This window comes from Stenotrophomonas sp. B1-1, from assembly GCF_010894375.1.
GTDB lineage: Bacteria > Pseudomonadota > Gammaproteobacteria > Xanthomonadales > Xanthomonadaceae > Stenotrophomonas.
Map to the genome: position 1 here is coordinate 47,787 of NZ_JAAIUZ010000027.1, position 24,856 is coordinate 72,642.

Annotated in this window: 20 protein-coding genes and 2 tRNA genes; 11 read left to right on the forward strand and 11 right to left on the reverse strand. The window is 66.6% G+C overall.

All coding sequences use genetic code 11. The annotated features are described in order from the left end of the window. Positions 1 to 48: 48 nt before the first annotated feature. Positions 49 to 1,425, reverse strand: a complete 1,377-nt coding sequence (cysS, locus tag G4G00_RS18430) for a cysteine--tRNA ligase (protein ID WP_164275601.1) — start codon at positions 1,423 to 1,425, stop codon at positions 49 to 51. A 175-nt stretch (positions 1,426 to 1,600) separates the two neighbouring features. Here cysS and G4G00_RS18435 point away from each other — a divergent pair, with 175 nt between their 5' ends. The 11 genes from G4G00_RS18435 to G4G00_RS18485 all read left to right on the forward strand — a co-directional run bounded on the left by G4G00_RS18435 (position 1,601) and on the right by G4G00_RS18485 (position 12,903). Further along, positions 1,601 to 2,164: a hypothetical protein gene (locus G4G00_RS18435; RefSeq protein WP_108750134.1), complete on the forward strand. Its 564-nt coding sequence runs from the start codon at positions 1,601 to 1,603 to the stop codon at positions 2,162 to 2,164. Positions 2,165 to 2,483: 319 nt separating this feature from the next. Then, entirely contained in the window at positions 2,484 to 3,494 is a 1,011-nt protein-coding gene (locus tag G4G00_RS18440; protein ID WP_108750133.1) for an N-acetylornithine carbamoyltransferase, read from the forward strand. 64 nt (positions 3,495 to 3,558) lie between these two features. Beyond that, positions 3,559 to 4,755, forward strand: a complete 1,197-nt coding sequence (locus G4G00_RS18445; protein WP_164275604.1) for an argininosuccinate synthase — start codon at positions 3,559 to 3,561, stop codon at positions 4,753 to 4,755. Between the two features lie 137 nt (positions 4,756 to 4,892). Continuing rightward, the gene (locus G4G00_RS18450) at positions 4,893 to 5,981 is read left to right on the forward strand and encodes an acetylornithine deacetylase (protein WP_108753626.1); all 1,089 of its coding nucleotides are present in this window, start codon (positions 4,893 to 4,895) and stop codon (positions 5,979 to 5,981) included. 24 nt (positions 5,982 to 6,005) lie between these two features. Beyond that, a complete protein-coding gene (locus tag G4G00_RS18455; RefSeq protein WP_108753625.1) occupies positions 6,006 to 7,334 on the forward strand; it encodes an acetylglutamate kinase in 1,329 nt (442 codons plus the stop codon). A gap of 3 nt (positions 7,335 to 7,337) precedes the next feature. Further along, positions 7,338 to 7,940, forward strand: coding sequence for a GNAT family protein (locus tag G4G00_RS18460; RefSeq protein ID WP_164275607.1), 603 nt, complete (start codon positions 7,338 to 7,340; stop codon positions 7,938 to 7,940). Continuing rightward, the gene (gene argC / locus G4G00_RS18465) at positions 7,937 to 8,890 is read left to right on the forward strand and encodes an N-acetyl-gamma-glutamyl-phosphate reductase (protein ID WP_164275610.1); all 954 of its coding nucleotides are present in this window, start codon (positions 7,937 to 7,939) and stop codon (positions 8,888 to 8,890) included. Before G4G00_RS18460 ends, argC begins: the two co-directional genes overlap by 4 nt. A 21-nt stretch (positions 8,891 to 8,911) precedes the next feature. Next, on the forward strand, positions 8,912 to 10,207 hold the full coding sequence (gene argH, locus G4G00_RS18470; RefSeq protein ID WP_164275612.1) for an argininosuccinate lyase: 1,296 nt from the start codon (positions 8,912 to 8,914) through the stop codon (positions 10,205 to 10,207). Beyond that, the gene (locus G4G00_RS18475; protein ID WP_108753621.1) at positions 10,207 to 10,470 is read left to right on the forward strand and encodes a YciI family protein; all 264 of its coding nucleotides are present in this window, start codon (positions 10,207 to 10,209) and stop codon (positions 10,468 to 10,470) included. Before argH ends, G4G00_RS18475 begins: the two co-directional genes overlap by 1 nt. Positions 10,471 to 10,480: 10 nt before the next feature. Next, entirely contained in the window at positions 10,481 to 11,638 is a 1,158-nt protein-coding gene (gene proB, locus G4G00_RS18480; RefSeq protein ID WP_164275614.1) for a glutamate 5-kinase, read from the forward strand. Then, positions 11,635 to 12,903 (forward strand): glutamate-5-semialdehyde dehydrogenase, encoded by a 1,269-nt coding sequence (locus tag G4G00_RS18485; RefSeq protein WP_108753619.1) that lies wholly within the window; start codon positions 11,635 to 11,637, stop codon positions 12,901 to 12,903. Before proB ends, G4G00_RS18485 begins: the two co-directional genes overlap by 4 nt. A gap of 1,082 nt (positions 12,904 to 13,985) precedes the next feature. Here G4G00_RS18485 and pgaD read toward each other — a convergent pair. The 10 genes from pgaD to G4G00_RS18535 form a co-directional block, all read right to left on the reverse strand. Then, positions 13,986 to 14,477: a poly-beta-1,6-N-acetyl-D-glucosamine biosynthesis protein PgaD gene (gene pgaD / locus G4G00_RS18490; protein ID WP_108750123.1), complete on the reverse strand. Its 492-nt coding sequence runs from the start codon at positions 14,475 to 14,477 to the stop codon at positions 13,986 to 13,988. After that, the gene (gene pgaC, locus G4G00_RS18495) at positions 14,474 to 15,727 is read right to left on the reverse strand and encodes a poly-beta-1,6-N-acetyl-D-glucosamine synthase (protein WP_108750122.1); all 1,254 of its coding nucleotides are present in this window, start codon (positions 15,725 to 15,727) and stop codon (positions 14,474 to 14,476) included. The genes pgaD and pgaC overlap by 4 nt, the downstream gene beginning before the upstream one ends. A 1-nt stretch (position 15,728) precedes the next feature. Next, positions 15,729 to 17,618, reverse strand: a complete 1,890-nt coding sequence (gene pgaB / locus G4G00_RS18500; RefSeq protein ID WP_164275666.1) for a poly-beta-1,6-N-acetyl-D-glucosamine N-deacetylase PgaB — start codon at positions 17,616 to 17,618, stop codon at positions 15,729 to 15,731. A gap of 10 nt (positions 17,619 to 17,628) precedes the next feature. Next, on the reverse strand, positions 17,629 to 19,668 hold the full coding sequence (pgaA, locus tag G4G00_RS18505) for a poly-beta-1,6 N-acetyl-D-glucosamine export porin PgaA (RefSeq protein ID WP_108754840.1): 2,040 nt from the start codon (positions 19,666 to 19,668) through the stop codon (positions 17,629 to 17,631). A gap of 337 nt (positions 19,669 to 20,005) precedes the next feature. Then, the gene (locus G4G00_RS18510; RefSeq protein WP_164275618.1) at positions 20,006 to 21,211 is read right to left on the reverse strand and encodes an MFS transporter; all 1,206 of its coding nucleotides are present in this window, start codon (positions 21,209 to 21,211) and stop codon (positions 20,006 to 20,008) included. A 199-nt stretch (positions 21,212 to 21,410) separates the two neighbouring features. Continuing rightward, positions 21,411 to 21,487 (reverse strand) — tRNA-Pro (locus tag G4G00_RS18515). Positions 21,488 to 21,627: 140 nt separating this feature from the next. Next, positions 21,628 to 21,704: transfer RNA gene (locus G4G00_RS18520), tRNA-Pro, on the reverse strand. A 55-nt stretch (positions 21,705 to 21,759) separates the two neighbouring features. Continuing rightward, the gene (gene cydX / locus G4G00_RS18525; protein ID WP_164275621.1) at positions 21,760 to 21,876 is read right to left on the reverse strand and encodes a cytochrome bd-I oxidase subunit CydX; all 117 of its coding nucleotides are present in this window, start codon (positions 21,874 to 21,876) and stop codon (positions 21,760 to 21,762) included. A gap of 94 nt (positions 21,877 to 21,970) precedes the next feature. Further along, a complete protein-coding gene (gene cydB, locus G4G00_RS18530; RefSeq protein WP_164275624.1) occupies positions 21,971 to 23,125 on the reverse strand; it encodes a cytochrome d ubiquinol oxidase subunit II in 1,155 nt (384 codons plus the stop codon). Positions 23,126 to 23,140: 15 nt separating this feature from the next. Continuing rightward, positions 23,141 to 24,730, reverse strand: coding sequence for a cytochrome ubiquinol oxidase subunit I (locus G4G00_RS18535; protein ID WP_108753616.1), 1,590 nt, complete (start codon positions 24,728 to 24,730; stop codon positions 23,141 to 23,143). Positions 24,731 to 24,856 lie beyond the last annotated feature (126 nt).

Sequence of the window (24,856 nt, forward strand, 5' to 3'; positions counted from 1 at the left end):
CTCTGCAGTGGGGGCGTGGCCGGGGGCGCCGGCCACGGGGCAGGGCGGTCAGGCGCGCTTGCGCACCCAGCGCACGCCCTGCGGGGTGTCTTCCAGCACGATGCCCTCGGCGGCCAGCTGGTCGCGGATGGCGTCGGAGCGGGCGAAATCGCGGGCCTGCTTGGCCGCGGCACGTTCGTCGATCAGGCCCTGGATGCGCGCATCGTCGTCGCCTTCGCTGGCGGCGGTGCCGAACCACTGCGCCGGGTCGGCCTGCAGTAGGCCCAGCGCCAGGCCGGCGCCGAGCAGTTCGCCCTTCAGGCGCGCGCGCTCGGTCGGGTCGGTGGCTCGGCGGGCCTCGCCAGCAATGCGGGCGACCTCGGCCAGCGCCTGCGGGGTGTTCAGGTCATCGTCCAGGGTGGCTTCCACCGACGCCGGAATGACGGCCGCAGCATCCACGTCCACCAGGTCGCGCAGGGTGCCGTACAGGCGGTCCAGGGTACGCGCGGACTGTTCAATGAGTGCATCGGACCAGTCCAGCGGCTGCCGGTAGTGGGCCGACAGCAGGGCCAGGCGCAGCGCTTCGGGCGGGTGCTGGCGCACCAGGTCGTGCACGCGCTCGATGTTGCCCAGCGACTTGCTCATCTTGGCGCCGCCGAAGTTGAGCATGCCGTTGTGCAGCCAGAAGCGGGCGAAGACCTTGCCGCCGTGGGCGCATTCGCTCTGCGCGATCTCGTTCTCGTGGTGCGGGAACTGCAGGTCCACGCCGCCGGCGTGGATGTCGATGGTCTCGCCCAGGTGGGCGGCGGCCATCGCCGAGCACTCGATGTGCCAGCCCGGGCGGCCGCGGCCCCACGGCGATTCCCAGCCGGGCAGGTCGTCGCTGGACGGCTTCCACAGCACGAAATCGCCGGCGTCGCGCTTGTACGGCGCCACTTCCACGCGGGCGCCGGCCAGCATTTCTTCCGGGTCGCGGCGCGAAAGCTTGCCGTAGCCATCGAAACTGGCCACCGCGAACAGCACGTGGCCCTCGGCGGCGTAGGCATGGCCGTTGTCGATCAGCTGCTCGATCATGGTGATGATCTGCGGCATGTGCGCGGTTACTTCCGGCTCGATGTCCGGCGGCACCACGCCCAGCGCGGCCATGTCTTCACGGTAGGCGGCGGCGAACTTGTCGGTGATGGTGCTGATCGGCACGCCCTGCTCGCGCGCGGCGGTGTTGATCTTGTCGTCCACGTCGGTGATGTTGCGGGCGTAGCGCAGCGCGCCGAAGCGGCGGCGCAGCAGGTCGGCCAGCACCCCGAACACCACCGGGCCACGGGCGTTGCCGATATGCACGTAGTTGTAGACCGTGGGGCCGCACACATACAGGGTCGGACAGGCCGGATCGATCGGGGTGAACGGTTCGAGCTGGCGAGTCAGGTTGTTGTGCAGGCGCAGGGTCATGGGGATCGGGGTGGGGGACAAGCCTGTGATTTTAGAACGTGTCGGGCCCCTTTGGGGGCGCCGGGGCCCACCGGCGGGCGGGGTGGGGTGGGCAGGAGCGGCGCGGACGGGTAATGTTCAGCCCCTTGCGGTCGTCACTGCCTACACTATTGCCGTGTCCTTCCTTCCGTCGCCAATGAAAACCACCGCGTTGCTGACCCTGGCCTGCCTGTCGGCGGCGCCGTTCGTGGTCCGGGCCCAGGAGGCCGAGCCGCGCAACCGTGTGGTGATCGTGGAGAACGTGAAGTTCGATTACGCCCAGGTGCTGAACGTCGAGCCGGTGTTCCAGACCCTGCGCGCCACCCGCACCGAAGAGCACTGCGAGCCGGTGTCCACCCGCACCCTGGCCCCGGTGAACGTGACCGGCGAGGAGCCGGTGGAGGACAAGGGCAGGATCGGCCGCTTCTGGGATTCGGTGCGCTCGATGTTCAAGCGCAGCGACGAGGAGGCCGCCGCCGAGGTGGCCGCCGAGAATCCGGCCCCGGCCCCGGCCAACAATGGCCCCATGCTGACCCGCGACTGCCGCATCGTGCCGGTGGGCCGTGAATTCCGCCGCCCCATCGCCTACGACGTGGATTACGTCTACAAGGGCACCAAGTACCGCTCGCGGCTGCCGGAAGACCCCGGCAACCGGCTGAAGATCCGGGTGTCGATCACCCCTTGGGTGGGCGCCGACCAGACCGCTGGCGCTTCGCCCTGATTCTGCGACGCCTGCCCCTTGCGCAGGCCCCCCGCCCATGCAAAGATGTTCGGCCATGAAGCTCACCGACTTCCAGCACGACAGCAGCGCCGCCCGCCAGGCCACTGGCATGACGTCGCGTGCCCGTCGACCGGAACCCCACATTTCCGCTGGGTAACCGGAGCTTTCTGCTGTTCGTCCGAAAAAAACCCAGCCCGCCGGCTGGGTTTTTTCGTTTCCGCGTCCTGAAAGCTTCATCTGCAACCATTTCGCACCACCCTGTTTGCCGGTTTTCCCTTCCACCGCGCCGCAGCCCGGCGCCGCCACGCAAGGAAAGATGATGTCCCCCAAGCACTTCCTGAACACCCAGGACTGGAGCCGCAGCGAGCTTGACGCCCTGCTGACCCAGGCCGAGCTGTTCAAGCGCAACAAGATCGGCGACCAGCTCAAGGGCAAGTCGATCGCGCTGGTGTTCTTCAACCCGTCCATGCGCACCCGTACCAGCTTCGAACTGGGCGCCTTCCAGCTGGGTGCCCACGCGGTGGTGCTGCAGCCGGGCAAGGATGCGTGGCCGATCGAGTTCAACCTCGGCACGGTGATGGATGGCGATACCGAAGAGCACATCGCCGAAGTGGCCAAGGTGCTGGGCCGTTACTGCGACATCATCGCCGTGCGCGCGTTCCCCAAGTTCGTGGACTGGGCCTACGACCGCCAGGACATCGTCCTCAACAGCTTCGCCAAGTACTCCCCGGTGCCGGTCATCAACATGGAGACCATCACCCACCCGTGCCAGGAGCTGGCCCACATCATGGCCCTGCAGGAACACTTCGGTACGCAGGACCTGCGTGGCAAGAAGTACGTGCTGACCTGGACCTACCACCCCAAGCCGCTGAACACCGCGGTGGCCAATTCGGCGCTGACCATCGCCACCCGCATGGGCATGGACGTGACCCTGCTGTGCCCGACCGCCGATTACATCCTGGACGACCGCTACATGGGCTGGGCCGAGCAGAACGTGGCCGAGAGCGGCGGTTCGCTGAAGATCAGCCATGACATCGACAGCGCCTACGCCGGTGCCGACGTGGTGTACGCCAAGAGCTGGGGCGCGCTGCCGTTCTTCGGCAACTGGGAGCCGGAAAAGCCGATCCGCGACCAGTACAAGCACTTCATCGTGGACGAACGCAAGATGGCGCTGACCAACAACGGTGTGTTCAGCCACTGCCTGCCGCTGCGCCGCAACGTGAAGGCCACCGACGGCGTGATGGATTCGCCGCAGTGCATCGCCATCAACGAAGCCGAGAACCGCCTGCACGTGCAGAAGGCGATCATGGCCGCCGTTGCCGGGCGCTGATTTTTTTTCCGATTCAATCATTTCCGCCGGGCACGGCCCGGCGCTACCAGGACATACCCTCCCCATGAGCAACAAAGACGTCGTTCTCGCCTTCTCCGGCGGCCTGGATACCAGCTTCTGCGTGCCCTACCTGCAGGAGCGCGGCTACAACGTGCACACCGTGTTCGCCGATACCGGCGGCGTGGATGATGAAGAGCGCGATTTCATCGAAAAGCGCGCCGCCGAACTGGGCGTCACCAGCCACGTGACCGTCAACGGTGGCCCGGCCATCTGGGAAGGCTTCGTCAAGCCGTTCGTGTGGGCCGGCGAAGGCTACCAGGGCCAGTACCCGCTGCTGGTGTCCGACCGTTACCTGATCGTCGATGCCGCGCTGAAGCGTGCCGCCGAACTGGGCACCAACATCATCGCCCACGGCTGCACCGGCATGGGCAACGACCAGGTCCGCTTCGACCTGGCCGTGAAGGCCCTGGGTGACTACCAGATCATCGCGCCGATCCGCGAGATCCAGAAGGAACACACCCAGACCCGCGCCTACGAACAGAAGTACCTGGAAGAGCGCGGCTTCGGCGTGCGCGCCAAGCAGCAGGCCTACACCATCAACGAGAACCTGCTGGGCGTGACCATGTCCGGCGGCGAGATCGACCGTTGGGAAGCGCCGGGCGAAGGCGCCCGCGGCTGGTGCTCGCCGCGCAGCGAGTGGCCGGAACAGGCGCTGACCGTCACCCTGAAGTTCGTGGAAGGCGAAGCCGTCGAACTGAACGGCAAGGCCCTGCCGGGCGACCAGATCCTGGCCCAGCTGAACAAGCTGTTCGCCCCCTATGGCGTCGGCCGTGGCGTCTACACCGGTGACACCGTGATCGGCCTGAAGGGCCGCATCGTGTTCGAAGCCCCGGGCCTGGTTTCGCTGCTGGCCGCACACCGCGCGCTGGAAGATGCCGTGCTGACCAAGCAGCAGAACCGCTTCAAGCCGGACGTGGCGCGCAAGTGGGTGGAGCTGGTGTACGAAGGCTTCTACCACGACCCGCTGAAGACCGACATCGAAGCGTTCCTGAAGTCCTCGCAGGCCAAGGTGAACGGCGAAGTGGTGCTGGAAACCCGTGGCGGCCGCGTTGACGCGGTGGCGGTGAAGTCACCGCACCTGCTCAACACCAAGGGCGCCACCTACGCGCAGTCGGCCGACTGGGGCGTGGAAGAAGCCGAAGGCTTCATCAAGCTGTTCGGCATGAGCTCGACGCTCTTTGCTCAAGTCAACCGCGGTTGACTTGAGCACGAGCCCACGCATTTCTCCTTAACCCTGCGCCTTCGGCGCGCCCCCTTCAACAAGAAGGGGGCTCTCCACCAGACGCATTACGGTAGCGCCGGGCCATGCCCGGCGGAATTCCACAGGATCTTTGATTCATGCTTGAACAGACGATCTCGCATCTGCAGGCCCTGGTGTCCTTCGACACCCGCAACCCGCCGCGTGCGATCACCACTGGCGGCATCTTCGATTACCTGCGCGACCATCTGCCCGGCTTCAACGTCGAGGTGATCGACCACGGCGCCGGTGCGGTCAGCCTGTACGCGGTGCGCGGTACGCCGAAGTACCTGTTCAACGTGCACCTGGATACCGTGCCTGATTCGCCGCACTGGACTGCCGATCCGCACGTGATGCGCCGCCTGGACGACCGCGTGGTTGGTCTGGGGGTGTGCGATATCAAGGGCGCGGCGGCAGCCCTGGTGGCCGCGGCCAACGCCAGCGATGGTGATGCGGCGTTCCTGTTCTCCAGTGACGAAGAAGCCAACGATCCGCGCTGCATCGCCGCGTTCCTGGCCCGTGGACTGCCCTATGAAGCGGTGCTGGTGGCCGAACCGACCATGAGCGAGGCGGTGCTGGCGCACCGTGGCATCAGCTCGGTGCTGATGCAGTTCGCCGGCCGCGCCGGCCATGCCTCGGGCAAGCAGGATGCCGCCGCCAGTGCGCTGCACCAGGCCATGCGCTGGGGCAACCGTGCGCTGGACCACGTGGAATCGCTGGCCTCGGCACGCTTCGGCGGCCTGACCGGCCTGCGCTTCAACATCGGCCGCGTGGAAGGCGGCATCAAGGCCAACATGATCGCGCCTGCCGCCGAGGTGCGCTTCGGTTTCCGCCCGCTGCCGTCGATGGACATCGATGCGCTGTTGGCGACCTTCGCCGGCTTTGCCGAGCCGGAAGCGGCGGTGTTCACCGAAACCTTCCGTGGCCCCAGCCTGCCGGCCGGTGACATTGCCGAAGCCGAGCACCGCCGCCTGCTGGCGCGCGACGTGGCCGATGCGCTGGACCTGCCGATCGGCAACGCGGTGGATTTCTGGACCGAAGCCTCGCTGTTCTCGGCCGGTGGCTACACCACGCTGGTGTTCGGCCCGGGCGACATCGCCCAGGCGCATACCGCCGATGAGTTCGTGACGCTGGACCAGCTGCAGCGCTATACCGACGCCGTGCACCGCATCATCGCCGCCGGCGCCTGATTCCTCCTTTCCGACGAAACCGAAATGTCTCCTGCCCTCCAGCCCCACCGCCAGACCCGCCAGACCATCGTGCGCCTGCTTTCCAGCATGGCCAGCGCGAAGGAGATCAGCCAGTACCTCAAGCGCTTTTCGCAGTTGGATGCCAAGCGCTTCGCTGTGGTGAAGGTTGGCGGTGCCGTGCTGCGCGACGACCTTGAAGCGCTGACCTCCTCGCTGTCCTTCCTGCAGGAAGTGGGCCTGACCCCGATCGTGCTGCACGGCGCCGGCCCGCAGCTGGATGCGGAACTGTCCGCGGCCGGCATCGAAAAGCAGACGGTCAACGGCCTGCGCGTGACCTCGCCGGAAGCCCTGGCCATCGTGCGCCGGGTGTTCCAGCAGTCCAATCTGCGCCTGGTCGAAGCCCTGCAGCAGAACGGCGCGCGTGCCACGTCCATTACCGGCGGCGTGTTCGAAGCCGAATACCTGGACCTGGACACCTACGGTCTGGTGGGCGAAGTGAAGAAGGTGAACCTGGCGCCGATCGAAGCCAGCCTGCGCGCCGGCTCCATTCCGGTCATCACCAGCCTGGGTGAAACCGCCGGTGGGCAGATCCTGAACGTCAACGCCGACTTCGCCGCCAACGAGCTGGTGCAGGAACTGCAGCCCTACAAGATCATCTTCCTGACCGGCACCGGCGGCCTGCTGGACGAGCAGGGCACGGTGATCGATTCGATCAACCTGTCCACCGAGTACGACCACCTGATCGCGCAGCCGTGGATCCACGGCGGCATGAAGGTGAAGATCGAACAGATCAAGGACCTGCTGGATCGCCTGCCGCTGGAATCGTCGGTGTCGATCACCCGTCCGGCGGACCTGGCCAAGGAACTGTTCACCCACAAGGGCTCGGGCACGCTGGTGCGCAAGGGCGAGAAAGTGCTGCGCGCCACCGAATGGAGCGAACTGGACCTGCCGCGCCTGAAGGGGCTGATCGAATCCAGCTTCGGCCGCACCCTGGTGGCCGATTACTTCCAGAAGACCCGCCTGCTGCGCGCCTATGTGAGCGAGAACTACCGCACCGCGGTCATCCTCACCGACGAGGCCGAGGGCGTGTACCTGGACAAGTTCGCGGTGCTGGACGATGCGCAGGGCGAAGGCCTGGGTCGGGCGGTGTGGAACGTGATGCTGGACGAAACCCCGCAGCTGTTCTGGCGCTCGCGCCACGGCAACCCGATCAACCACTTCTATTACGCCGAATCCGATGGCTGCTACAAGCAGGACCAGTGGAAGGTGTTCTGGTTCGGCGCCGATGGCATCGACCGCATCAAGACCTATGTCGACCACTGCGCCCAGCGCACGCCGAGCCTGCAGGGCTGAGCCATGATGCCTGCCGATGCCTGGAACAGCGTTCCCACCCTGCGCGGCCAGCACGTACTGCTGGAACCGTTGCAGCGTGCGCACGTGCCCGGCCTGGCCGCGGCGCTGGAAGGCAGCGGCCTGGACCAGCTCTGGTACACCCAGGTGCCTTCGCCGCAGCAGGCAGGGAACTACGTGCAGGCCGCGCTGGATGCACAGGCCGAAGGCAAGGTGCTGCCGTTCGTGATTCGTGATGCGGCCGGCGCCATCGTCGGCAGCACCCGCTTCTATGGCCTGGAAGCCGATGTTCCCAAACTCAGCCTGGGGTACACCTGGTATGCGCCGCGCGTGCATCGCACCGGGGTGAACACCGAGGCCAAGCTGCTGTTGCTGCGGCACGCCTTCGAGGTGATGGGCTGTATCAGCGTGGTGCTGGAAACCAGCTGGTTCAACCATGCCTCGCGCACCGCCATCGCCCGCCTGGGCGCCAAGCAGGACGGCGTGCTGCGCAACCACAAGCGGCATGCCGACGGCACGCCGCGTGACACTGTCATCTTTTCCATCATCGACGCGGAATGGCAGGGCGTGAAGCGCCACCTGCAGCACCGCCTGGACCAACACGCATGAACGATTCGACTTTCACCCTGGGCATTGTCGGTGCCCGTGGCCATACCGGCGCCGAGCTGATCAAGCTGGTGGCCGCCCACCCGCGCTTGAAGCTGGCCTTCGTGTCTTCGCGCGAGCGTGCCGGCCAGCGCCTGGCCGACCACCATCCGGAAGTGCAGGGCGACCTGCAGTACGAAAGCCTGGATGCCGATGCCGTGGCCGCCAAGGGTGTGGATGCGGTGATCCTGGCCTTGCCCAATGGCTTGGCCGCCCCGTTCGTGGCCGCGCTGGACGCCGCCAGGCCTGACACGGTGATCGTCGATCTGTCGGCCGACTACCGCTTCGACAACGGCTGGTACTACGGCCTGCCCGAGCTCACCCGCAGCCGTTACAGCGGCCAGAAGCACATCAGCAACCCGGGCTGCTACGCCACCGCGATGCAGCTGGCCGTACACCCGCTGCTGGACCTGCTGGCCGGCCCGCCGCAGTGCTTCGGTGTGTCCGGCTATTCCGGTGCGGGCACCAGCCCGTCGGACAAGAACAACGTCGAGCTGCTGGCCGACAACCTGATGCCGTACGCGCTGACCAACCACGTGCACGAGCGCGAAGTGTCGGTGCAGCTGGGCGTGGCCGTGGAGTTCATGCCGCACGTGGCGCCGCACTTCCGTGGCATCACCCTGACCGCGAACCTGTGGTTGAACCAGGTGCAGACCCGCGAGCAGATCGTCGCGCGTTTTGAGCAGGCCTACGCCGGCGAACCGCTGGTGGAGGTGGTGGACGAAGCACCGTGGGTCAGCCGCATTGCCGGCCGCCACGGTGCCCAGGTCGGTGGTTTCACCCTGGCGCCCGGTGGCAAGCGGGTGGTGGTGGTAGCCACCCTGGACAACCTGCTGAAGGGCGCGGCCACCCAGGCCATGCAGAACCTCAACCTTGCGCTGGGTATCGACGAACTGACGTCGATCCCGCACTGAACTCGTATTACGGAGCCCCCCATGGCAGACCTTCTTTGGCAGAAGCCGGGCGTCGCGGTCGACGCACAGATCCAGACCTTCCTCGCCGGCGATGACGTGATCCTCGACCGTGAGTTCTTCCTGCACGATATCGCCGCCAGTGCCGCGCACGCCGAAGGCCTGCAGCACATCGGCATCCTCAGTGCCGACGAACTGGAGGGCCTGCTGCGCGAACTGGACCTGCTGTCGCAGGACTTCCGCGCTGGCCGTTTCGTGCTGGACACGCAGTACGAAGATGGTCATTCGGCGATTGAAGCTCGCCTGACCGAACGCCTGGGCGATGCCGGGCGCAAGATCCACACCGGGCGCAGCCGCAACGACCAGATCCTGGTGGCCACCCGCCTGTGGCTGAAGGAGAAACTGCAGCGCGTGGCCCATCTGAGCGCCGAAGTGGCCAAGGTGGCGCTGGACCGCGCGCAGGCCGAGAAGGACCTGCCGATTCCCGGCTACACCCACATCCAGCGTGCCGTGGTGTCTTCGGCGGGCATGTGGTGGGCCGGTTGGGCCGAAGCCTTCATCGACAATGCGGTGCGCGCGCGCGACACCTACGCACTGGTGGATGCCAACCCGCTGGGCACCGCCGCCGGCTATGGCGTGAACCTGCCGCTGGACCGCGAACACACCACCGCTGCGCTGGGCTTTGCGCGCATGCAGGTGTCGCCCATCTACGCACAGCTGTCGCGTGGCAAGTTCGAACTGGCTGCGCTGGAGGCCTTGGGCGGAGCGACCCTGGACCTGCGCCGCATCGCCTGGGATCTTTCGCTGTTCACCAGTGCCGAATTCGGTTTCGTCGCGTTGCCGGCGCAGTACACCACCGGCAGCTCGATCATGCCGAACAAGCGCAACCCGGACGTCATCGAATTGATGCGCGCCACCCACGCCAGCGTGGCCGCGGCGCGTACCGAGATCGAACAGCTGCTGTCGCTGCCGTCGGGCTACCACCGCGACCTGCAGTCGTCCAAGGGCGCCATCTTCCACGGCTTCGGTCGCGGCCTGGCCGCGCTGGAACTGCTGCCGGCGCTGCTGGCCAACCTGGAGTGGCGCGACGACAAGCTGCGTGCAGCGATCGATTCGGGCATGTATGCCACCGACGTTGCGGTGGAAGCGGCCGTGGCCGGTGTGCCGTTCCGCGAGGCCTACAAGGCCGCCGCTGCCGGCGCTGACAGTGCAGGGCAGGGGCGTACCCCGGAAGGCAGCCTGGCCGCGCGCGTGTCGCCCGGTTCGGCCGCCGACCTGCGCCTGGACGAACTGCGCGCGCGCTGGCTGGCGCTGGCCTGATGTCCGGCACCGTCTATCTGGTCATGGCCCTGCGCCTGCCCACGTTCACCCAGGCCGCGGTGCAGCCGCACCTGGATTTCCTGGACGCGTTGCGCGAGCAGGGCCAGCTGCAGCTGACCGGTGGCTTCACCGATGGCAGCGGCGGCGCCTACGTGCTGTGCAACGTGGACAGCCTGGCGCAGGCCCAGGCCATCGTAGCCACCGATCCGCTGGTGACGATGCACGCCTCGCAATTGACCGTGCACGAATGGCGTACCCGCTGAGATCCCGCTGATGACACACCCCGCTGCCCACGTCGCCTCGCCGTTCCCCGAACAAGCGCTGCCGCCGTGGCGGCGTGCGGTGCTGAAGGTGGGCAGCAGTCTGCTGGCCGCCGATGGTGGCGGACTGTCACCGCGCCATGCGCTGGGCCTGGCCCAGTTCGTGTCGGCCCATGTGCTGGCCGGCCGCGAAGTAGTGATCGTCTCCTCCGGCGCTGTCGCGGCGGGGCGGGCGATCCTGCCGCGCGTGGATGAACCCGGCGCGGCCATGGCCGCCCGCCAGGCCCTGGCCGCACTGGGCCAGGCGCAGCTGATCGGCCTGTGGCAGCGCTTCTTCGAGCGCCCGGTGGCCCAGGTGCTGCTGACCCACGACGACCTGCGCAACCGCCGCCGCTACCTCAATGCGCGCGCAACGCTGAACGAGCTGCTGCGGCTGGGCGCACTGCCGGTGGTGAATGAGAACGACACCGTTTCGGTGGACGAACTCAAGCTTGGCGACAACGACAACCTGGCCGCCACGGTGGCCGCGCTGGTCGACGCCGATGCGCTGTTCATCGCCACCGACATCGACGGGCTGTACAGCGCCGACCCGCGCACGGTGGCCGACGCGCAGCCGCTGCACGACGTTGCCGAGTTGAGCGATGCCGTGTTGGCCATGGCTGGCGGTGCAGGCTCGCGTGCCGGTACCGGTGGCATGCGGACCAAGCTGGAAGCCGCTGCCAAGGCCGGCCGGCTCGGCATTGAAACCTATCTGTTCAACGGCCGCAGCGGTGACGTGGTGCGCGCGCTGACCCGCGATCGGCTGTTTGGCACGCGCATCCACGCCGCCCGCAGCCGTGAAGCGGCGCGCAAGCATTGGCTGCGGCATGCCCCGCTGGCCAAGGGCGCGATCCTGGTCGATGCCGGTGCCGCGCAGGCCATGCGCGAGAAGGGCGCTTCGCTGTTGCCCGGCGGCATCATCGGCGCCGACGGCGCGTTCCGTCGCGGTGACATGGTGCAGGTGTGCTGGAACAGCGACGCGGGGCGGGTCTGCGTGGCGCGCGGGGTCAGCCAGTACGCCGCCGACGATGTGCGCCGCATCGCCGGGCGCCACACGCGCGACATCCAGGCCGTGCTCGGCTACAACTACGGTGGCACGGTCGTGCATCGCGACGATCTGGTGCTGCCATGAACCAACCGCAGGATATCCCCATGAGTGAAATCGAAGCGCAGGCGCGGGCCTGCCGTGATGCGGCCACGGTGGTTGCCGGGCTGGACAGTGCGGCGCGCCGTGCATTGCTGCTGTCCATGGCACAGGCATTGGAAGCGAACGCTGGCCTGATCCTGGCTGGCAACGCACGCGATCTGGCAGCAGCGCGGGAAAAAGGCGTGGGCGCGGCGATGCTGGACCGCCTGGCGTTGGACCCGGCGCGGTTGTTCGGCATGGCCGAAGCGGTGCGCGACGTGGCCGCGCTGCCCGATCCGGTTGGGCAGGTAACCCGCGACGATGTGCGCCCCAACGGTATCCGCGTGCAGAAGGTGCGCGTGCCGCTGGGCGTGATCGCGATGATCTACGAGGCACGCCCGAACGTGACCGCAGAGGCCGCCGCGCTGTGCCTGAAGGCCGGCAACGGGGTGATCCTGCGCGGTGGTTCCGAGGCCATCCATTCCAACACCGCCATCGCCCAGGCCCTGGCCGGTGCACTGAAGGCCAACGGCGTGCCGCCGGCGGCGGTGACCGTGCTGACCGATCTGCGCCGCGAGGCCATGCTGGAACTGCTGCAGCTGCACGAGCTGATCGACCTGGCCATTCCGCGTGGCGGTGAAGGCCTGATCCGCTTCGTTGCCGAACACGCACGGGTTCCGGTCATCAAGCACTACAAGGGTGTCTGCCATCTGTTCGTGGATGCCAGCGCTGATCTGGACAAGGCCGTTGCGCTGCTGGTGGATGGCAAGTGCAGCCGCCCGGCGGCCTGCAATTCGCTGGAAACGCTGCTGGTGCACCGCGACGTGGCCGAGGCGTTCCTGCCGCGCGCGGCGCAGGCGCTGGGCGAGCGCGGGGTGGAGCTGCGTGCCGACGCGCGCGCGCAGCCGTTGCTTCCGGGCAGCACGGCCGCTACCGACGAGGATTTCGCTGCCGAGTTCCTCGATCTGGTGCTGGCAGTCGGCGTGGTCGATGACCTGGACGCGGCGATCGCCCACATCCGCACGTATACCTCTGACCATACCGAAGTGATTGCGACCGAAGACGCCGGCAATGCCGAGCGCTTCGTCAACGCGCTGCGTTCGGCGGTGGTAATGGTCAACGCGTCCTCGCGTTTTTCCGATGGTGGCCAGTTGGGGCTGGGCAGCGAGATCGGCATTTCCACCACGCGCCTGCACGCGTATGGCCCGATGGGGTTGGAAGCGCTGACCGTGGAACGGTTCGTGGTACGTGGCGAAGGGCAGACCCGGTAGGGGGCTTTGCGGCAGGGCCTGCGGCCCTGCACCTGCTGCACGTCAACGTCAAAAGCGTGCATTCCGTGGGATGGCGGGGTGGTGTCGGAATGCGGGGACGCCGCAAGTCCCCCTCCGGGGCCCGGCCCAGCCGCTGGCGGCTGTGCGTTCGGGCGCTTGCGAAGCAGTGCTTCGCAAGCAAAGCGCCCTCACCCCTGTAGGCTTGGCAGCCGCATCCATGCGGCTGACACCCCGCATTCCGACACCGCCCCACCTCTGACAGTTTCCCGCGATCTGTCGGAACGGCAACGGGCTCTGACCCCGCAATTGTTTCGGCACCCGTCAGTAGATCCACGCCATGCGTGGATGATTCATTCGATACCTGACAGATGTGTCGACCAAGGTCGACACCTACTGTCGGCACGATCTGTCGGAACGGCATGGGGTCGGATCCCGTTGCTGCGCAACGGGCTCTGACCCCGCAATTGTTTCGGCATCCGTCAGTAGATCCACGCCATGCGTGGATGATTCATTCGGTAACTGACAGATGTGTCGACCAAGGTCGACACCTACCGTTGGCGAGCGCTGTGGGAACGGCATGGGGTCGGATCCCGTTGCTGCGCAACGGGCTCTGACCCCGCAATTGTTTCGGCATCCGTCAGTAGATCCACGCCATGCGTGGATGATTCATTCGGTAACTGACAGATGTGTCGACCAAGGTCGACACCTACCAACAGCGCGATTTGTCGGAACGGCAACGGGCTCTGACCCCGAGTTCAATATTCGATTTCCATGGAAGATCATCCACGCATGGCGTGGATCTACTGTGTCGACCAAGGTCGACACCTACCAATAGCCGCGCGCTCGAAAAGTCGCCGTTGCCAACAGCCGAGTGAACCTGTCAGAGGTGGGGCGGTGTGGGTGGGCAGGACCGCAGGCGCCATGGATGGCGCCTACGAGCCTACACGGACGTACTTGCGGCGTGTCCTGCCCACCCACACCGCCCCGCCATCCCACGGATACCCAGCTTTTGACGTTGCCGTTGCCGTTGCTCTGGCTTGAAGCAGGTGCAGGGCTGCAAGCCCTGCCGAAACAACTCCCCCTTACACCAGCGGCTGCCGCGTCAGGCCCACCGGGCGTGCGTTGTCATCCATGTGCAGCGTCACCGCCTTGGCATTCACCAGCAGATCGGCCAGTGCATCGCTGGCACCCAGCGAGTGGGCGATCTCCGCCCGGCTCGAATCCACCCGCGGCGCGCGCCGTTCCTTGCCGGCGAAACGGTAGCGGTTGTACTCGGCCCAGGCGATCAGCAGCAGCGCGCAGCACACCAGGATGATCGGCAGCGCGATCATCACGAACGGGTCCAGGTGCTGCTTGTGCTGGTACAACTGCACGAAGGCCATCTGCCCGCCCAGCAGCCACGAGATCAGCGTGACCAGCGGTGCCCACAGGTAGAAGTAGAAGCCCCAGAAGGCCAGGGTGACGAAGCCCCAGGCCGTGCGCTGCAGGCGCGGCTGCTGGCGAGGCTTCTGGATCAACCGCGAATCGAAGCGGTTGGACGGTTTCTTGGTGGTGGTGCCACGTACGGTGCTCATCGGATCCCCCGGTCAGGGCTGACCCAGGTGGCGCGCTTGCCGCGGCGCTTGAACAGCGTCTTCGGCAACGCCACCAGAGTGGTGAACAGGCTGATCAACCAGTACGCCATCGGGTACCAGATGACCCAGAAGTAGTTGCGTCCAATGTGTGTTTCGTAACGACGGTCGATGATCAGGCTGCTGGCGAACTGCAGCAGGCAGACCAGCGCCAGGATCACGCCATGCCACTGCGGCAGCAGCGTATCGATGTACAGCGGGGCCGGCAGCGGAACGAACTTGCCCAGCGCCCACAGCACCACGATCAGCAACATGGTGTACGCCCAGAACACGCTCAGGATGTACTCCAGCAACACCCCCCACATGCGCCGCTTGCGCCAGCTGAACAGCGAAGTGCCATGCCGCAGCAGCACTTCCACGCCACCCTGGGCCCAGCGCAGGCGCTGCCGCCACAGACCCTTCAGGGTTTCGGGCATCAGGATGAAGCACAGCGCGTTGGGCTCGTAACGGATGTCCCAGTGGTCCAGCTGCAGGCGCCAGCTGATGTCGATGTCCTCGGTCACCATGTCGTCGGCCCAGTAGCCGATGCGGTGCAGGGCGGTGCGGCGGAACGCGGCGATCACCCCGGACACGGTGAAGATGCGCCCGTACACGCGCTGGGCACGCTTGATCATGCCGATGATCGAGGAGAACTCGGCCACCTGCAGGCGCCCCAGCAGGGTGGAGCGGTTGCGGATGCGCGGATTGCCGGTCACCGCGCCCACGCGCGGGCCGCTGGTCAGGTGCCAGACCATCCAGTGCATGGCGAACTCTTCCAGCATCGCATCGCCATCGATGCACACCAGGTATTCCGAACGCGCGGCCAGCGCGCCCATGCGCAGCGCATTGGCCTTGCCCAGGTTGCGGTCCAGGTGCACCACGCGCAGGCGCGGGTGCTGTGCGGCCAGTGCATCCAGGCGCGCGCCGGTGTCATCGCGGCTGCCATCGTTGATGGCGATCACTTCGAAATCCGGGTAGCGCTGGGCCAGCGCCGCGCCGATGGTGTCGTCCAGGTTGTCCGATTCGTTGTGGCAGGGAATCAGCAGCGTGGCGAACGGGTATTCGGCCATCGGTGGCGGATCGTTGCGCGGCCGCGACTTCCGCTCGCGGCGGAAGAAGTAGTACAGGCCACCGGACATCCAGAAGAACGCCATCACCATCGGGTAGAAGAAGGCGAACTGGAACAGGGCATACAGCCAGGGGCTCATGTCCATGTCACTTCTCCGGGTACGGGAAGTTGCGCGCAGACATCGCGGCGCGCGCGTCCACGGTCGACGGCTTGTCGGCAATGAAATCGTCCGGGTACCACGCGAAGTGGCGTACACCCTGTGCCTGCAGGCGGCGCACCTGGGCGCGCAGGCGCTGGCCGCTGATCGGCGTCTGTGTGCGCCAATCCACGGTCTGCAGTTCGAACATGGTGTGCTTCAGGTCCGGGTCGTGCGCGCGCACGGCGGTGACCAGGCGGTCCAGCCAGCGCTCGGGGTGGCGGCTGCCTTCCATCCACGGCATGGCCATCAGTGCAGTGCGGTCGTAGGCCTTGTTGAACAGGTCCAGGCGCTGGGCGAACCAGGTGGCGCTCTGCGGTTCCAGCACCGGCTGGGCGTACAGGTTGCGCACCGTGCCCAGCTTCGGCCGCCAGCGCTGCGCGCTGTCACGCAGTTCCAGGGTGAAGTCGATCAGTGCCTGTGTGCGGCCGCCATCGGGGCCTTCCTGCGGCAGCTGCGCCAGTTCGGTGTCGCGCACGTAGGCGTCGTCATGGAACAGCAGGCCTTCGAAGTACGAATTGATGGCCAGGTCTTCGTAGATGTCCTTGATGATCTGCCGCGCCTGCGGCTTGGTGAAGTCCAACCGGTACATGCCATCGTGTTCCGGGCTGGCGATACCCAGCGCGGTGCGCTGTGCGGCGTCGGGCAGTTCGTAGCCCAGCACCGGCAGCCACGCATACACCTTCACCCCGGCACGGGTCTTCAGCTGCCAGGCCACGCGGTTGAACAGGTCCGCACGCATCGGCAGGTGGCGGTTGGGGAAGTACAGGGCATCGGCGGTGTTGTTGCCGTCCGGATCGGCGAAGGCCTGCAGGTAGACGTGGGTCGGGCCGACCTTCTTTACGCGCTCGATCAGCGCATCCAGGTTGCGCGCCTGCTGCGCGGGGTTGGCGTCGTACACCGCATCCATGTCGATCTGCAGCGCGCGGGTGCCATCCAGGCTGACATTGCGGCGCAGTTCAAAGGCCAGCGAGGCGGTGTTCGGATTGTTGGTCACCAGCAGGCGCGCCAGACCGTGCAGGTCGCGGGTCACCGGCGTGCTGCGGCCTTCCAGATCGAACGACACCGGCATGCCCAACTGCTCGGCAATGTCGTTGCTCATCTGATTGTAAGCGGCGTACGGCCAGACGATCGCCTTCGGCGTCACCCCCAGCTCTTTCTTGATCAACTGCACGCTGCGGCCGAGGTCGGCGCGCAGGCGCTGTTCGTACTCCTGCGCGGTTTCGTAGCGCTGCGCCTTCGGGTCGTACACGCGGGTGATCACCGCCGGGGTCTGGTTGCCCTGCGGGTTGGACTGCACGCCGTGGTGCAGGTTGTCGGTGTGGCTGGCCAGTTCGATCAGTCCGCTGGACTGCATCTCGCGCAGCTGTGCCCAGGTCAGGAAATCGTCATGGCCGAACGGCCGGTAGCCATAGTCGATGGTGCGGCCCGGTGCCATGTCCACGTAGTCGGTGATCACTGCCACCAGCGCCGGGTAGTTGTACGCACGCAGCAGCGGGTACACGCGGGTGTAGACGCTGCGCAGGCCGTCGTCGAAGGTCAGCAGCACCGGCCGCGGCGGCAGCGTCGCTTCTCCGCGCGAGGCCTTGATCAGCTGCGACAGCGAGATCGGGTGGTAGCCGTGCGCCGACAGCCAGTCCAGGTGTGCGGCGAAGTTCTGCGTGCTGACCGCGTAGGCGTCGGCGTCGGCCTTTTCGCGCACGTCATCGCGGATGTCGTGGTAGCTCAGGATCAGCAGGCCGTTGTCGCTGGCATCCAGCTCGGTGGGCTGCTGGGCTGCGGCCGGCAGTGCCAGGGCCAGCAGGCCCAGCAGCACGGTGGTCATCAGGTAGCGAAGCATCCGTTCCATCTCACTCTCCCCAGCGCAGCGCGGCATCGAAGCCGATATGACGTTCACGTTGGCCGTCGTAGACCGGCCGCGACCAGCTCACCCCGTATTCCAGGATGCGCCCCTGGCTGAACTGCCATTCGTGGCGGTACGCCACGCTGGGAATCAGTGCGCTGCCATAGCCTTCCTGCCAGTAGTCGCCCAGCGACACCGTCAGGCGGTGGCGGAAGTGGCGTTCGTAGTGGCGCCACAACTGCTGGTCGATGCGCAGGCCGATTTCCACCGAGCGGTCGCGCGAGGGATTGAAGTACGGTGCGTCGTCCTGGCTGCCACGGCTGGTGTAGACGCTGCCCAGGCCATCGATCAGCAGGCGCGGGCGGGTCAGCAGGCGCTGTTCGATGGCGCTGGTCAGGGTGTCGCGGCGGTTGCCGTCGTCGTAGCGGAACTGGCTGCCACCCAGGCTCCAGTGGGTGCGCTCGTTACGGGTGTAGTCCACGGCCACGGCCACGCTGTCGGCGGTGATGCCCGAGACGCGGGCCTGCATCGAGGCTTCCGGATCGTTGCGCGCGGCAGTGACGCCGGCATGCCACTGGTCGTTGAACTGCCAGCCGAAGCCACCGCGCAGACCGGTGTCGCCGATGCTGTCGTTGGGACGAAGCACGGCGGCTTCGGCGTCTGCGTGGCCGAAGCGGTAGCGCACGCCGGCACCCATCCACAGCGGGTTGATCTTCTGGTCCTGGAAGGTGACCGAGCGGCGGTCGGCGAAGGCGAACAGCCGCCAGCGGTCGTCCAGGATGGGCGTGGCCACTTCCATGCCGTAATGCAGGTCGTCGTTGCCCAGCGGCGAGGTGCCGCCGCCGCCCGAGCTGCGGCCGCCTTCAACGGTGGCCTGCAGCTGCCAGCCGCGGTGTGCGCGCCAGTCGCGGTCCATGCGCAGCACCGAGGGCTGGTTGGGGTAGCGTTCCAGCAGATCGTCGTGCAGCGGCCGCGCCAGATCGTCGCGCTGCAGCTGCACGTAGGCTTCGTGCATGCCCAGGCGCGGCGAGACGTCGCGCGGGTCCAGCGTGTAGGCCATCTGGTGGCGTTCCAGCGAACGCCGCGGCCAGCCGCGCATCTGGTACACGCTGCCCAGCGCGGTCTGCAGGCCGCCGTTGCCCGGGCCCACGTCCACCAGGGCTTCCAGTTCGCGCTGCGCGGTGGGCAGGTCGCCGCTGTAGGCGCGGATCATCGCCAGGTTCACGTCGGCCTCGTAGCGCGCCCAGTTGGCGTACGGGCTCTTGCCGCCGCCCCAGCGCCAGGCCGGTTCGTCCTTCTGCCACGCCTGCAGGTAGCCGATGGCTTTTTCTGCCTGCTCGGTTTCCAGGTAGGCGTAGGCCAATTCAGAGCGCGACTGGAAGCGCGACGGATCGTTCTTCACCGCCGCTTCCAGCAGCGGAATGGCTTCGTCGGGGTGCTGGGTGGCCATCATCGAATCGCCCACCGCCGGCAGCACATAGTCGGGCAGGGCATGGCCTTCGGCCTGCAGGGCGCGTGCTTCATCGCGCACCTGTGCGTGCCGTGACAGGCGGTTGAGCAGGATCAGCCGGTCCATGCGGATGCGCAGGGGGGCCTGCGCCAGCGGCGTGCCGTCGCGCTGCACGTACTGCTCCATTTCAGCCAGCGCATCCTCGGCCTCGTCCAGGCGCGAATCTTCGGTCTGGCCGTAGGCCAGGCTCCAGTTAACCAGCTTGGCTACGTAGTTCGCTTCCAGCCGGGCCTTCTGGTCGGCATCGAACAACTGCGGCCGTGCCTGGTACAGGCGCCAGGCGCGGTGCGCATTGCCGATGTCGCCCAGGGTGAGCACCTGCAGCTTGTACAGCAGGTCATCGTTGGGTTCGACCTGCTGCGCGCGCTCGATGGCGGCCAGCGCATCAACCCAGTGGGCCTGGTCACGGTAATGGCCGATTTCAGCCAGCCGATCGGCACGGGTGGCCTGGGTGGGCGGCGGCGCCGCGTGGGCCCCGGACGCCAGAGCGGCGCAGGCCAGGCCGACGCAGAGCGCCAGCGGTCGATGAACAACCATGAATTCCCCCTTCAGCATCCATTCTTAGACGATGTGCAAAAAGTGTGACGCACATCACATGCCAACTTTAGCCGACACGCCCCAAGGAGGCCAGAGCCTCGCTGTTCCCTCTACACGCAAGCGCCACCGGATACAGGCCATTTCCGTCGCACCGTCCCTTCCGCCAAAGGCTTGGACTGCGAAATCACGTTGAACCGGCCGCCGCAGCGGCGCGGTGCGCAGGCACGGTGGGCGCGCCCCGGCCAATGGGCCTGGAAGCGCCCCGCGTCAGCTTTGGACACGCTACGTCAGTTCGCGCCGAAGCGGTGTGTACACGCGCGGGGGAAGGTGGCCCGGATCACCACAGATCTTCCAGGCGGCGCGGCTTGCACGCCACCCAGGACGCGCACAGCATCACCGTGGCACAACCGAACAGGAAGCCGAACGGCAGGCCCCAGCCGTTGCTGACCGTGTGCAGCCAGCCGACCAGGAACGGCCCCAGGCAGCTGAAGCTGTAACCCACGCCCTGCATGAAGCCGGACAGCGCCGCCGAGCCGGTGGCGGTGCGCGTGCGCAGGTTGATCAGGGTCAGTGCCAGCGGGAAGGTGGACGGGCCCACGCCCAGCAGGGCGGCCCACAGCAGGGGCACCTTCATCGGCGCCAGCAGCAGGCCGGCAAAGGCGATCACGAACGAGAAGAAGCCGATCAGCACCAGCGGGAACGGGTTCTGCAGGCGCACCGCCAGCGACGGGATGACCAGCGACGGCAGCAGCCCCAGCGCCGAGAACACGGCCACCATCACCCCGCCGAAGGCCGGCGTGGCGCCGGCTTCCACCACGATGCGCGGCAGCCAGGTGAACATCGAATAGGTCATCAGCGAGGTCATGCCGAACATCAGCGACATGCTCCAGCCCAGCGACGTGCGCCAGACCTTGCCGTGCGGCTGGGCGCTGGGATCGTTGGCCGCCAGCTGCGCGTGCGGCGCGCGGCGGGCCAGCATCAGCCACGGCAGGGCGGCGGCCAGGGCCAGCAGCGCCCACATGCCCAGCGACACGCGCCAGCCGGCCGCCTGCGCCACCGGCACCGCCAGCAGCGCCGGCAGCATGGTGCCCAGCTGCAGCATGCTGATGTACAGCGTGCTCATGGTGCCCACCTTGTTGGCGAAGTAGCGCTTCACCAGCGGCGGTACCACCACGTTGCCGATGCCCATGCCGGCCAGTGCCATCACCGAACCCAGCAGCAGGGTGCCGACGTTGCCGGCGCTGGAGCGCAGCAGCAGGCCGGCCATGGCCAGGGTCATGGCCAGCAGGGTGGTGCGTTCCAGCCCCAGGCGCCGGGCCAGGGCCGGGGTGGCCACGCCGAACAGGGCGAACGAGGCGGTCGGCAGCATGCCCAGCACGCCGGTCATGGTGGTGCCGAAGCCGAAATGCTGGCCCAGCACGTCCAGCAGCGGGGTGATGGAGGTGACAGCGGTGCGCAGGTTCACGGCCGCCAGCAGGATGGCAGCGAAGGCGAGCAGCCGCCCGTGCAGCAGTGAGGGCGAGTCGTGGGAGGCGGTGGTCATGCGGAATCCTTGCAGGTGGCGCACGCGGGAACGTGGGCGTGCAGCGGCGGCACCGGACCGGGCCGGTGCGACAGGTGGGGGCAGGGGGCCATTGTACGTGGCCGCGGCATTGCGGCCGCCATGCGGGCGGGGCGCCGATTTCAGATACAAAAAAACCCGGAGGACTGTCGTCTTCCAGGCTTCTTGCTGACCACCGAAGTGGTCGGGGAGACAGGATTCGAACCTGCGACCTCTACGTCCCGAACGTAGCGCTCTACCAGACTGAGCTACACCCCGAAGGGAGCCGCCTATTCTAGCTGTTCACCCCGATGGCGGCAAGGGGTGAAAGCGGTTTCCTTCACACTGCCAGGGCAGTGTCACTTCAGGGAACAAAAAAGCCTGGACAACTTCACCAGGCTTCAATGCGACCACAAAAGTGGTCGGGGAGACAGGATTCGAACCTGCGACCTCTACGTCCCGAACGTAGCGCTCTACCAGACTGAGCTACACCCCGAAGGAGCCGCCTAAGATACCGTGTGAAGGCCAAGGCGGCAAGGTTTTTTTACAACTCAGCGACGGTTTTCCTGTTCGAGCCGGTTCTCCTCGCGCGATTCGAACCACATGCCGTTGAGGATGGCCACGGTGGAGGCCAGGCCGGTGCCGAGAATCCAGGCGAAATACCACATGTTCGTTTCTCCTTCGTTCGGTGAAGGTGCCGACCGTGGGTCGGCACATCTTGCTTGTGGGTAGGTGCCGACCGTGGGTCGGCACACCTTCAAATCAATACGCGTTCGGGTTCTGGTCCATCTCTTCGGTGGTCGTCTTGCCCTTCAGCACGCGGTACACCCAGGTGGTGTAGGCCAGGATGATCGGCAGGAAGATCGCCGTGGCCACCAGCATGATGCCCAGCGTCAGGTGGCTGGACGAGCTGTCCCAGACGGTCAGGCTGGAACCGGGCTGGCTGGAAGACGGCAGCAGGAACGGGAAGATGGCAAAGCCGACGGTGAGGATGATGCCGGCAATCGACGCGCCCGAGGCGATGAACGCCAGGCCGCCGCGACGGGCCCGCAGCAGCGCCGCGCTGGCCAGTGCACCCAGCAGGCCCAGCACCGGGAACACAACGGTGAGCGGCATGCTGCTGTAGTTGCGCAGCCAGCCACCGGCGGCCGTGCCGATGGCCGCGGTCTTCAGCAGTGGGTTGGTCGGGCCGTCTGTCACCACCTGCGAGGTGATCTGGTAGCCGGGCAGGCCGAAGGCCACCCAGGCACCGGCTGCGGCGAACAGCACGCAGCTGATGATCGCCGCCACGCTGCCGTAGCGCGCGGCACGATCGGCCACCGGGCCATCGGTCTTGATCACCAGCATGGCTGCGCCGTGCGACACCAGCATCGCCACGCTCACCAGACCTGCCACCAGCGCGAACGGGGTCAGCAGGCCGAAGAACGAGCCGGTGTAGAAGATGCGCATGCTGTCATCGAAGTGGAACGGCACGCCCAGCAGCACGTTGCCCACCGCCACACCGGCGATCAGGCCCGGCAGCAGGCCACCGACGAACAGCACCCGGTCCCAGTTGTCGCGCCAGCGCTTGCTGGGCAGCTTGCTGCGGTACTTGAAGCCGACCGGGCGCAGGATCAGCCCGAACAGCATGGCAAACACCGCCAGGTAGAAGCCGGAGAAGCTGACCGCATACAGTGGCGGCCATGCGGCGAAGATCGCGCCGCCACCCAGCACCAGCCACACCTGGTTGCCTTCCCACACCGGGCCGACGGTGTTGATCACCAGCCGGCGCTCTTCATCGGTCTTGGCCACGAAAGGCAGCAGGGTGCCCACGCCCAGGTCGAAGCCATCCATCACCGCCCAGCCGATCAGCAGGATGCCCAGCAGCAGCCACCAGATCACGCGCAGCGTGGTGTAATCCAATCCAAGAAATTCCATGTGCGTTCTCCTGCCTCAGACCTGGCCGGGGGCCGGCATTGCGGCATTGGGGGATGCGGGGCGGATGTCGGCCTGCAGCGTCGGCAGGATCTCGTCCGGACCCTTGCGGATCGCCTTCAGCATCAGCTTCACCTCGATCACCAGCAGCACCGTGTACAGCGCGGTGAAGATGGCCAGCGTGGTCAGGATTTCATGCAGGGCCAGACCCGACGCGGCATAGAAGGTGGGCAGCACGCCATCCACCGCCCACGGCTGGCGACCGTATTCGGCCACGAACCAACCGCACTCGATCGCAATCCACGGCACCGGCAGCGACCACACCGCCAGCTTCAGGAACCAGCGCTTGTCCTGGAAGTTGTTGCGGCAGGAGAAGTAGAACGCCAGGGCGAAGAAGGCGATCAGGTAGAAGCCCAGGCCGGCCATCACGCGGAAGGTCCAGAACAACGGCGCCACGCGCGGCACGGTATCCAGCGCCGCCTTGGAGATTTCTTCCGGCGTGGCGTTGAGGATGTCCTCGCGGTAACGCTTCAGCAGCAGGCCGTGGCCCAGGTCCTGCCAGTGGCGGTCGAACATCTCGCGCGCTTCCACATCGTCCTTGTTGGCACGGATGCGTTCCAGCGCACCGTAGGCCAGCTGGCCGCCGCGGATGCGGTGCTCGGCGCGCTCCACCAGTTCCAGGATGCCCGGAATCGGCTGGTTGGTGGAACGGGTGGCGATCAGGCCCATCAGGTACGGGATCTTGATCGCGTAGTCGTTCTGCTGGGTGGTCTGGTTGGGAATGCCGAAGGCGGTGAAGTCGGCCGGCGCACGCTCGGTTTCCCACATCGCTTCAATGGCGGCCAGCTTCATCTTCTGGTGTTCGCTGGCGGCGTAACCACTTTCGTCACCCAGCACCACCACCGACAGCGACGACAGCAGGCCGAACGCAGCGGCCACCGCGAACGAGCGGCGGGCCATGTCACGGTGCTTGTTGCGCAGCAGGTACAGGGCGCTGATCGACATCACGAAGATCGCACCGGTCACGTAGCCGGCGCTGACGGTGTGCACGAACTTGGCCTGGGCCACCGGGTTCAGCAGCACGGCGGCGAAATCCACCACTTCCATGCGCATCGTTTCCGGGTTGAACACCGCGCCGGTCGGGTTCTGCATCCAGCCGTTGGCGATCAGGATCCACACCGCCGACAGATTGGTGCCCAGCGCCATCAGCCAGGTCACCGTCAGGTGCTTGACCGGGCTCAGCCGCTTCCAGCCGAAGAAGAACAGGCCGATGAAGGTGGCTTCCAGGAAGAACGCCATCAGGCCTTCGATGGCCAGCGGCGCACCGAAGATATCGCCCACGTAGTGGCTGTAGTACGACCAGTTCATGCCGAACTGGAATTCCATCACCAGGCCGGTGGCCACGCCGATGGCGAAGTTGATGCCGAACAGGGCGCCCCAGAACAGGGTCATCTGGCGCCAGACCTGCTTGCGGGTCATCACGTACACGCTTTCCATGATGGCCACCATGAAGGACAGGCCAAGGGTGAGCGGTACGAATAGGAAGTGGTACATCGCGGTCAAAGCGAATTGCAGCCGCGACAGTTCTACGACTGTCTGATCAATCATGGCCTGGCTACCTCGTTGGATAGTGCCGTTGCAGGTGGCGGGAAGGGTGGTCTACGGGGTGGATGATGTGACCGACTACTTCAAACAGCCTTGATCCAGATCAATGTATGAATGGCTCTGCACGGG

Bases quoted from the DNA above. Each gene is read 5' to 3' on its own strand.
- G4G00_RS18535 (WP_108753616.1), bottom strand. From the start codon at position 24,730: ATGATTGATCAGACAGTCGTAGAACTGTCGCGGCTGCAATTCGCTTTG.
- G4G00_RS18475 (WP_108753621.1), top strand. From the start codon at position 10,207: ATGTCCGGCACCGTCTATCTGGTCATGGCCCTGCGCCTGCCCACGTTC.
- argH (WP_164275612.1), top strand. From the start codon at position 8,912: ATGGCAGACCTTCTTTGGCAGAAGCCGGGCGTCGCGGTCGACGCACAG.
- G4G00_RS18435 (WP_108750134.1), top strand. From the start codon at position 1,601: ATGAAAACCACCGCGTTGCTGACCCTGGCCTGCCTGTCGGCGGCGCCG.
- proB (WP_164275614.1), top strand. From the start codon at position 10,481: ATGACACACCCCGCTGCCCACGTCGCCTCGCCGTTCCCCGAACAAGCG.
- argC (WP_164275610.1), top strand. From the start codon at position 7,937: ATGAACGATTCGACTTTCACCCTGGGCATTGTCGGTGCCCGTGGCCAT.
- pgaB (WP_164275666.1), bottom strand. From the start codon at position 17,618: ATGCTTCGCTACCTGATGACCACCGTGCTGCTGGGCCTGCTGGCCCTG.
- G4G00_RS18460 (WP_164275607.1), top strand. From the start codon at position 7,338: ATGATGCCTGCCGATGCCTGGAACAGCGTTCCCACCCTGCGCGGCCAG.
- cydX (WP_164275621.1), bottom strand. From the start codon at position 21,876: ATGTGGTATTTCGCCTGGATTCTCGGCACCGGCCTGGCCTCCACCGTG.
- pgaA (WP_108754840.1), bottom strand. From the start codon at position 19,668: ATGGTTGTTCATCGACCGCTGGCGCTCTGCGTCGGCCTGGCCTGCGCC.
- G4G00_RS18485 (WP_108753619.1), top strand. From the start codon at position 11,635: ATGAACCAACCGCAGGATATCCCCATGAGTGAAATCGAAGCGCAGGCG.
- G4G00_RS18450 (WP_108753626.1), top strand. From the start codon at position 4,893: ATGCTTGAACAGACGATCTCGCATCTGCAGGCCCTGGTGTCCTTCGAC.
- G4G00_RS18445 (WP_164275604.1), top strand. From the start codon at position 3,559: ATGAGCAACAAAGACGTCGTTCTCGCCTTCTCCGGCGGCCTGGATACC.
- G4G00_RS18455 (WP_108753625.1), top strand. From the start codon at position 6,006: ATGTCTCCTGCCCTCCAGCCCCACCGCCAGACCCGCCAGACCATCGTG.
- pgaD (WP_108750123.1), bottom strand. From the start codon at position 14,477: ATGAGCACCGTACGTGGCACCACCACCAAGAAACCGTCCAACCGCTTC.
- cysS (WP_164275601.1), bottom strand. From the start codon at position 1,425: ATGACCCTGCGCCTGCACAACAACCTGACTCGCCAGCTCGAACCGTTC.
- G4G00_RS18440 (WP_108750133.1), top strand. From the start codon at position 2,484: ATGTCCCCCAAGCACTTCCTGAACACCCAGGACTGGAGCCGCAGCGAG.
- cydB (WP_164275624.1), bottom strand. From the start codon at position 23,125: ATGGAATTTCTTGGATTGGATTACACCACGCTGCGCGTGATCTGGTGG.
- pgaC (WP_108750122.1), bottom strand. From the start codon at position 15,727: ATGGACATGAGCCCCTGGCTGTATGCCCTGTTCCAGTTCGCCTTCTTC.
- G4G00_RS18510 (WP_164275618.1), bottom strand. From the start codon at position 21,211: ATGACCACCGCCTCCCACGACTCGCCCTCACTGCTGCACGGGCGGCTG.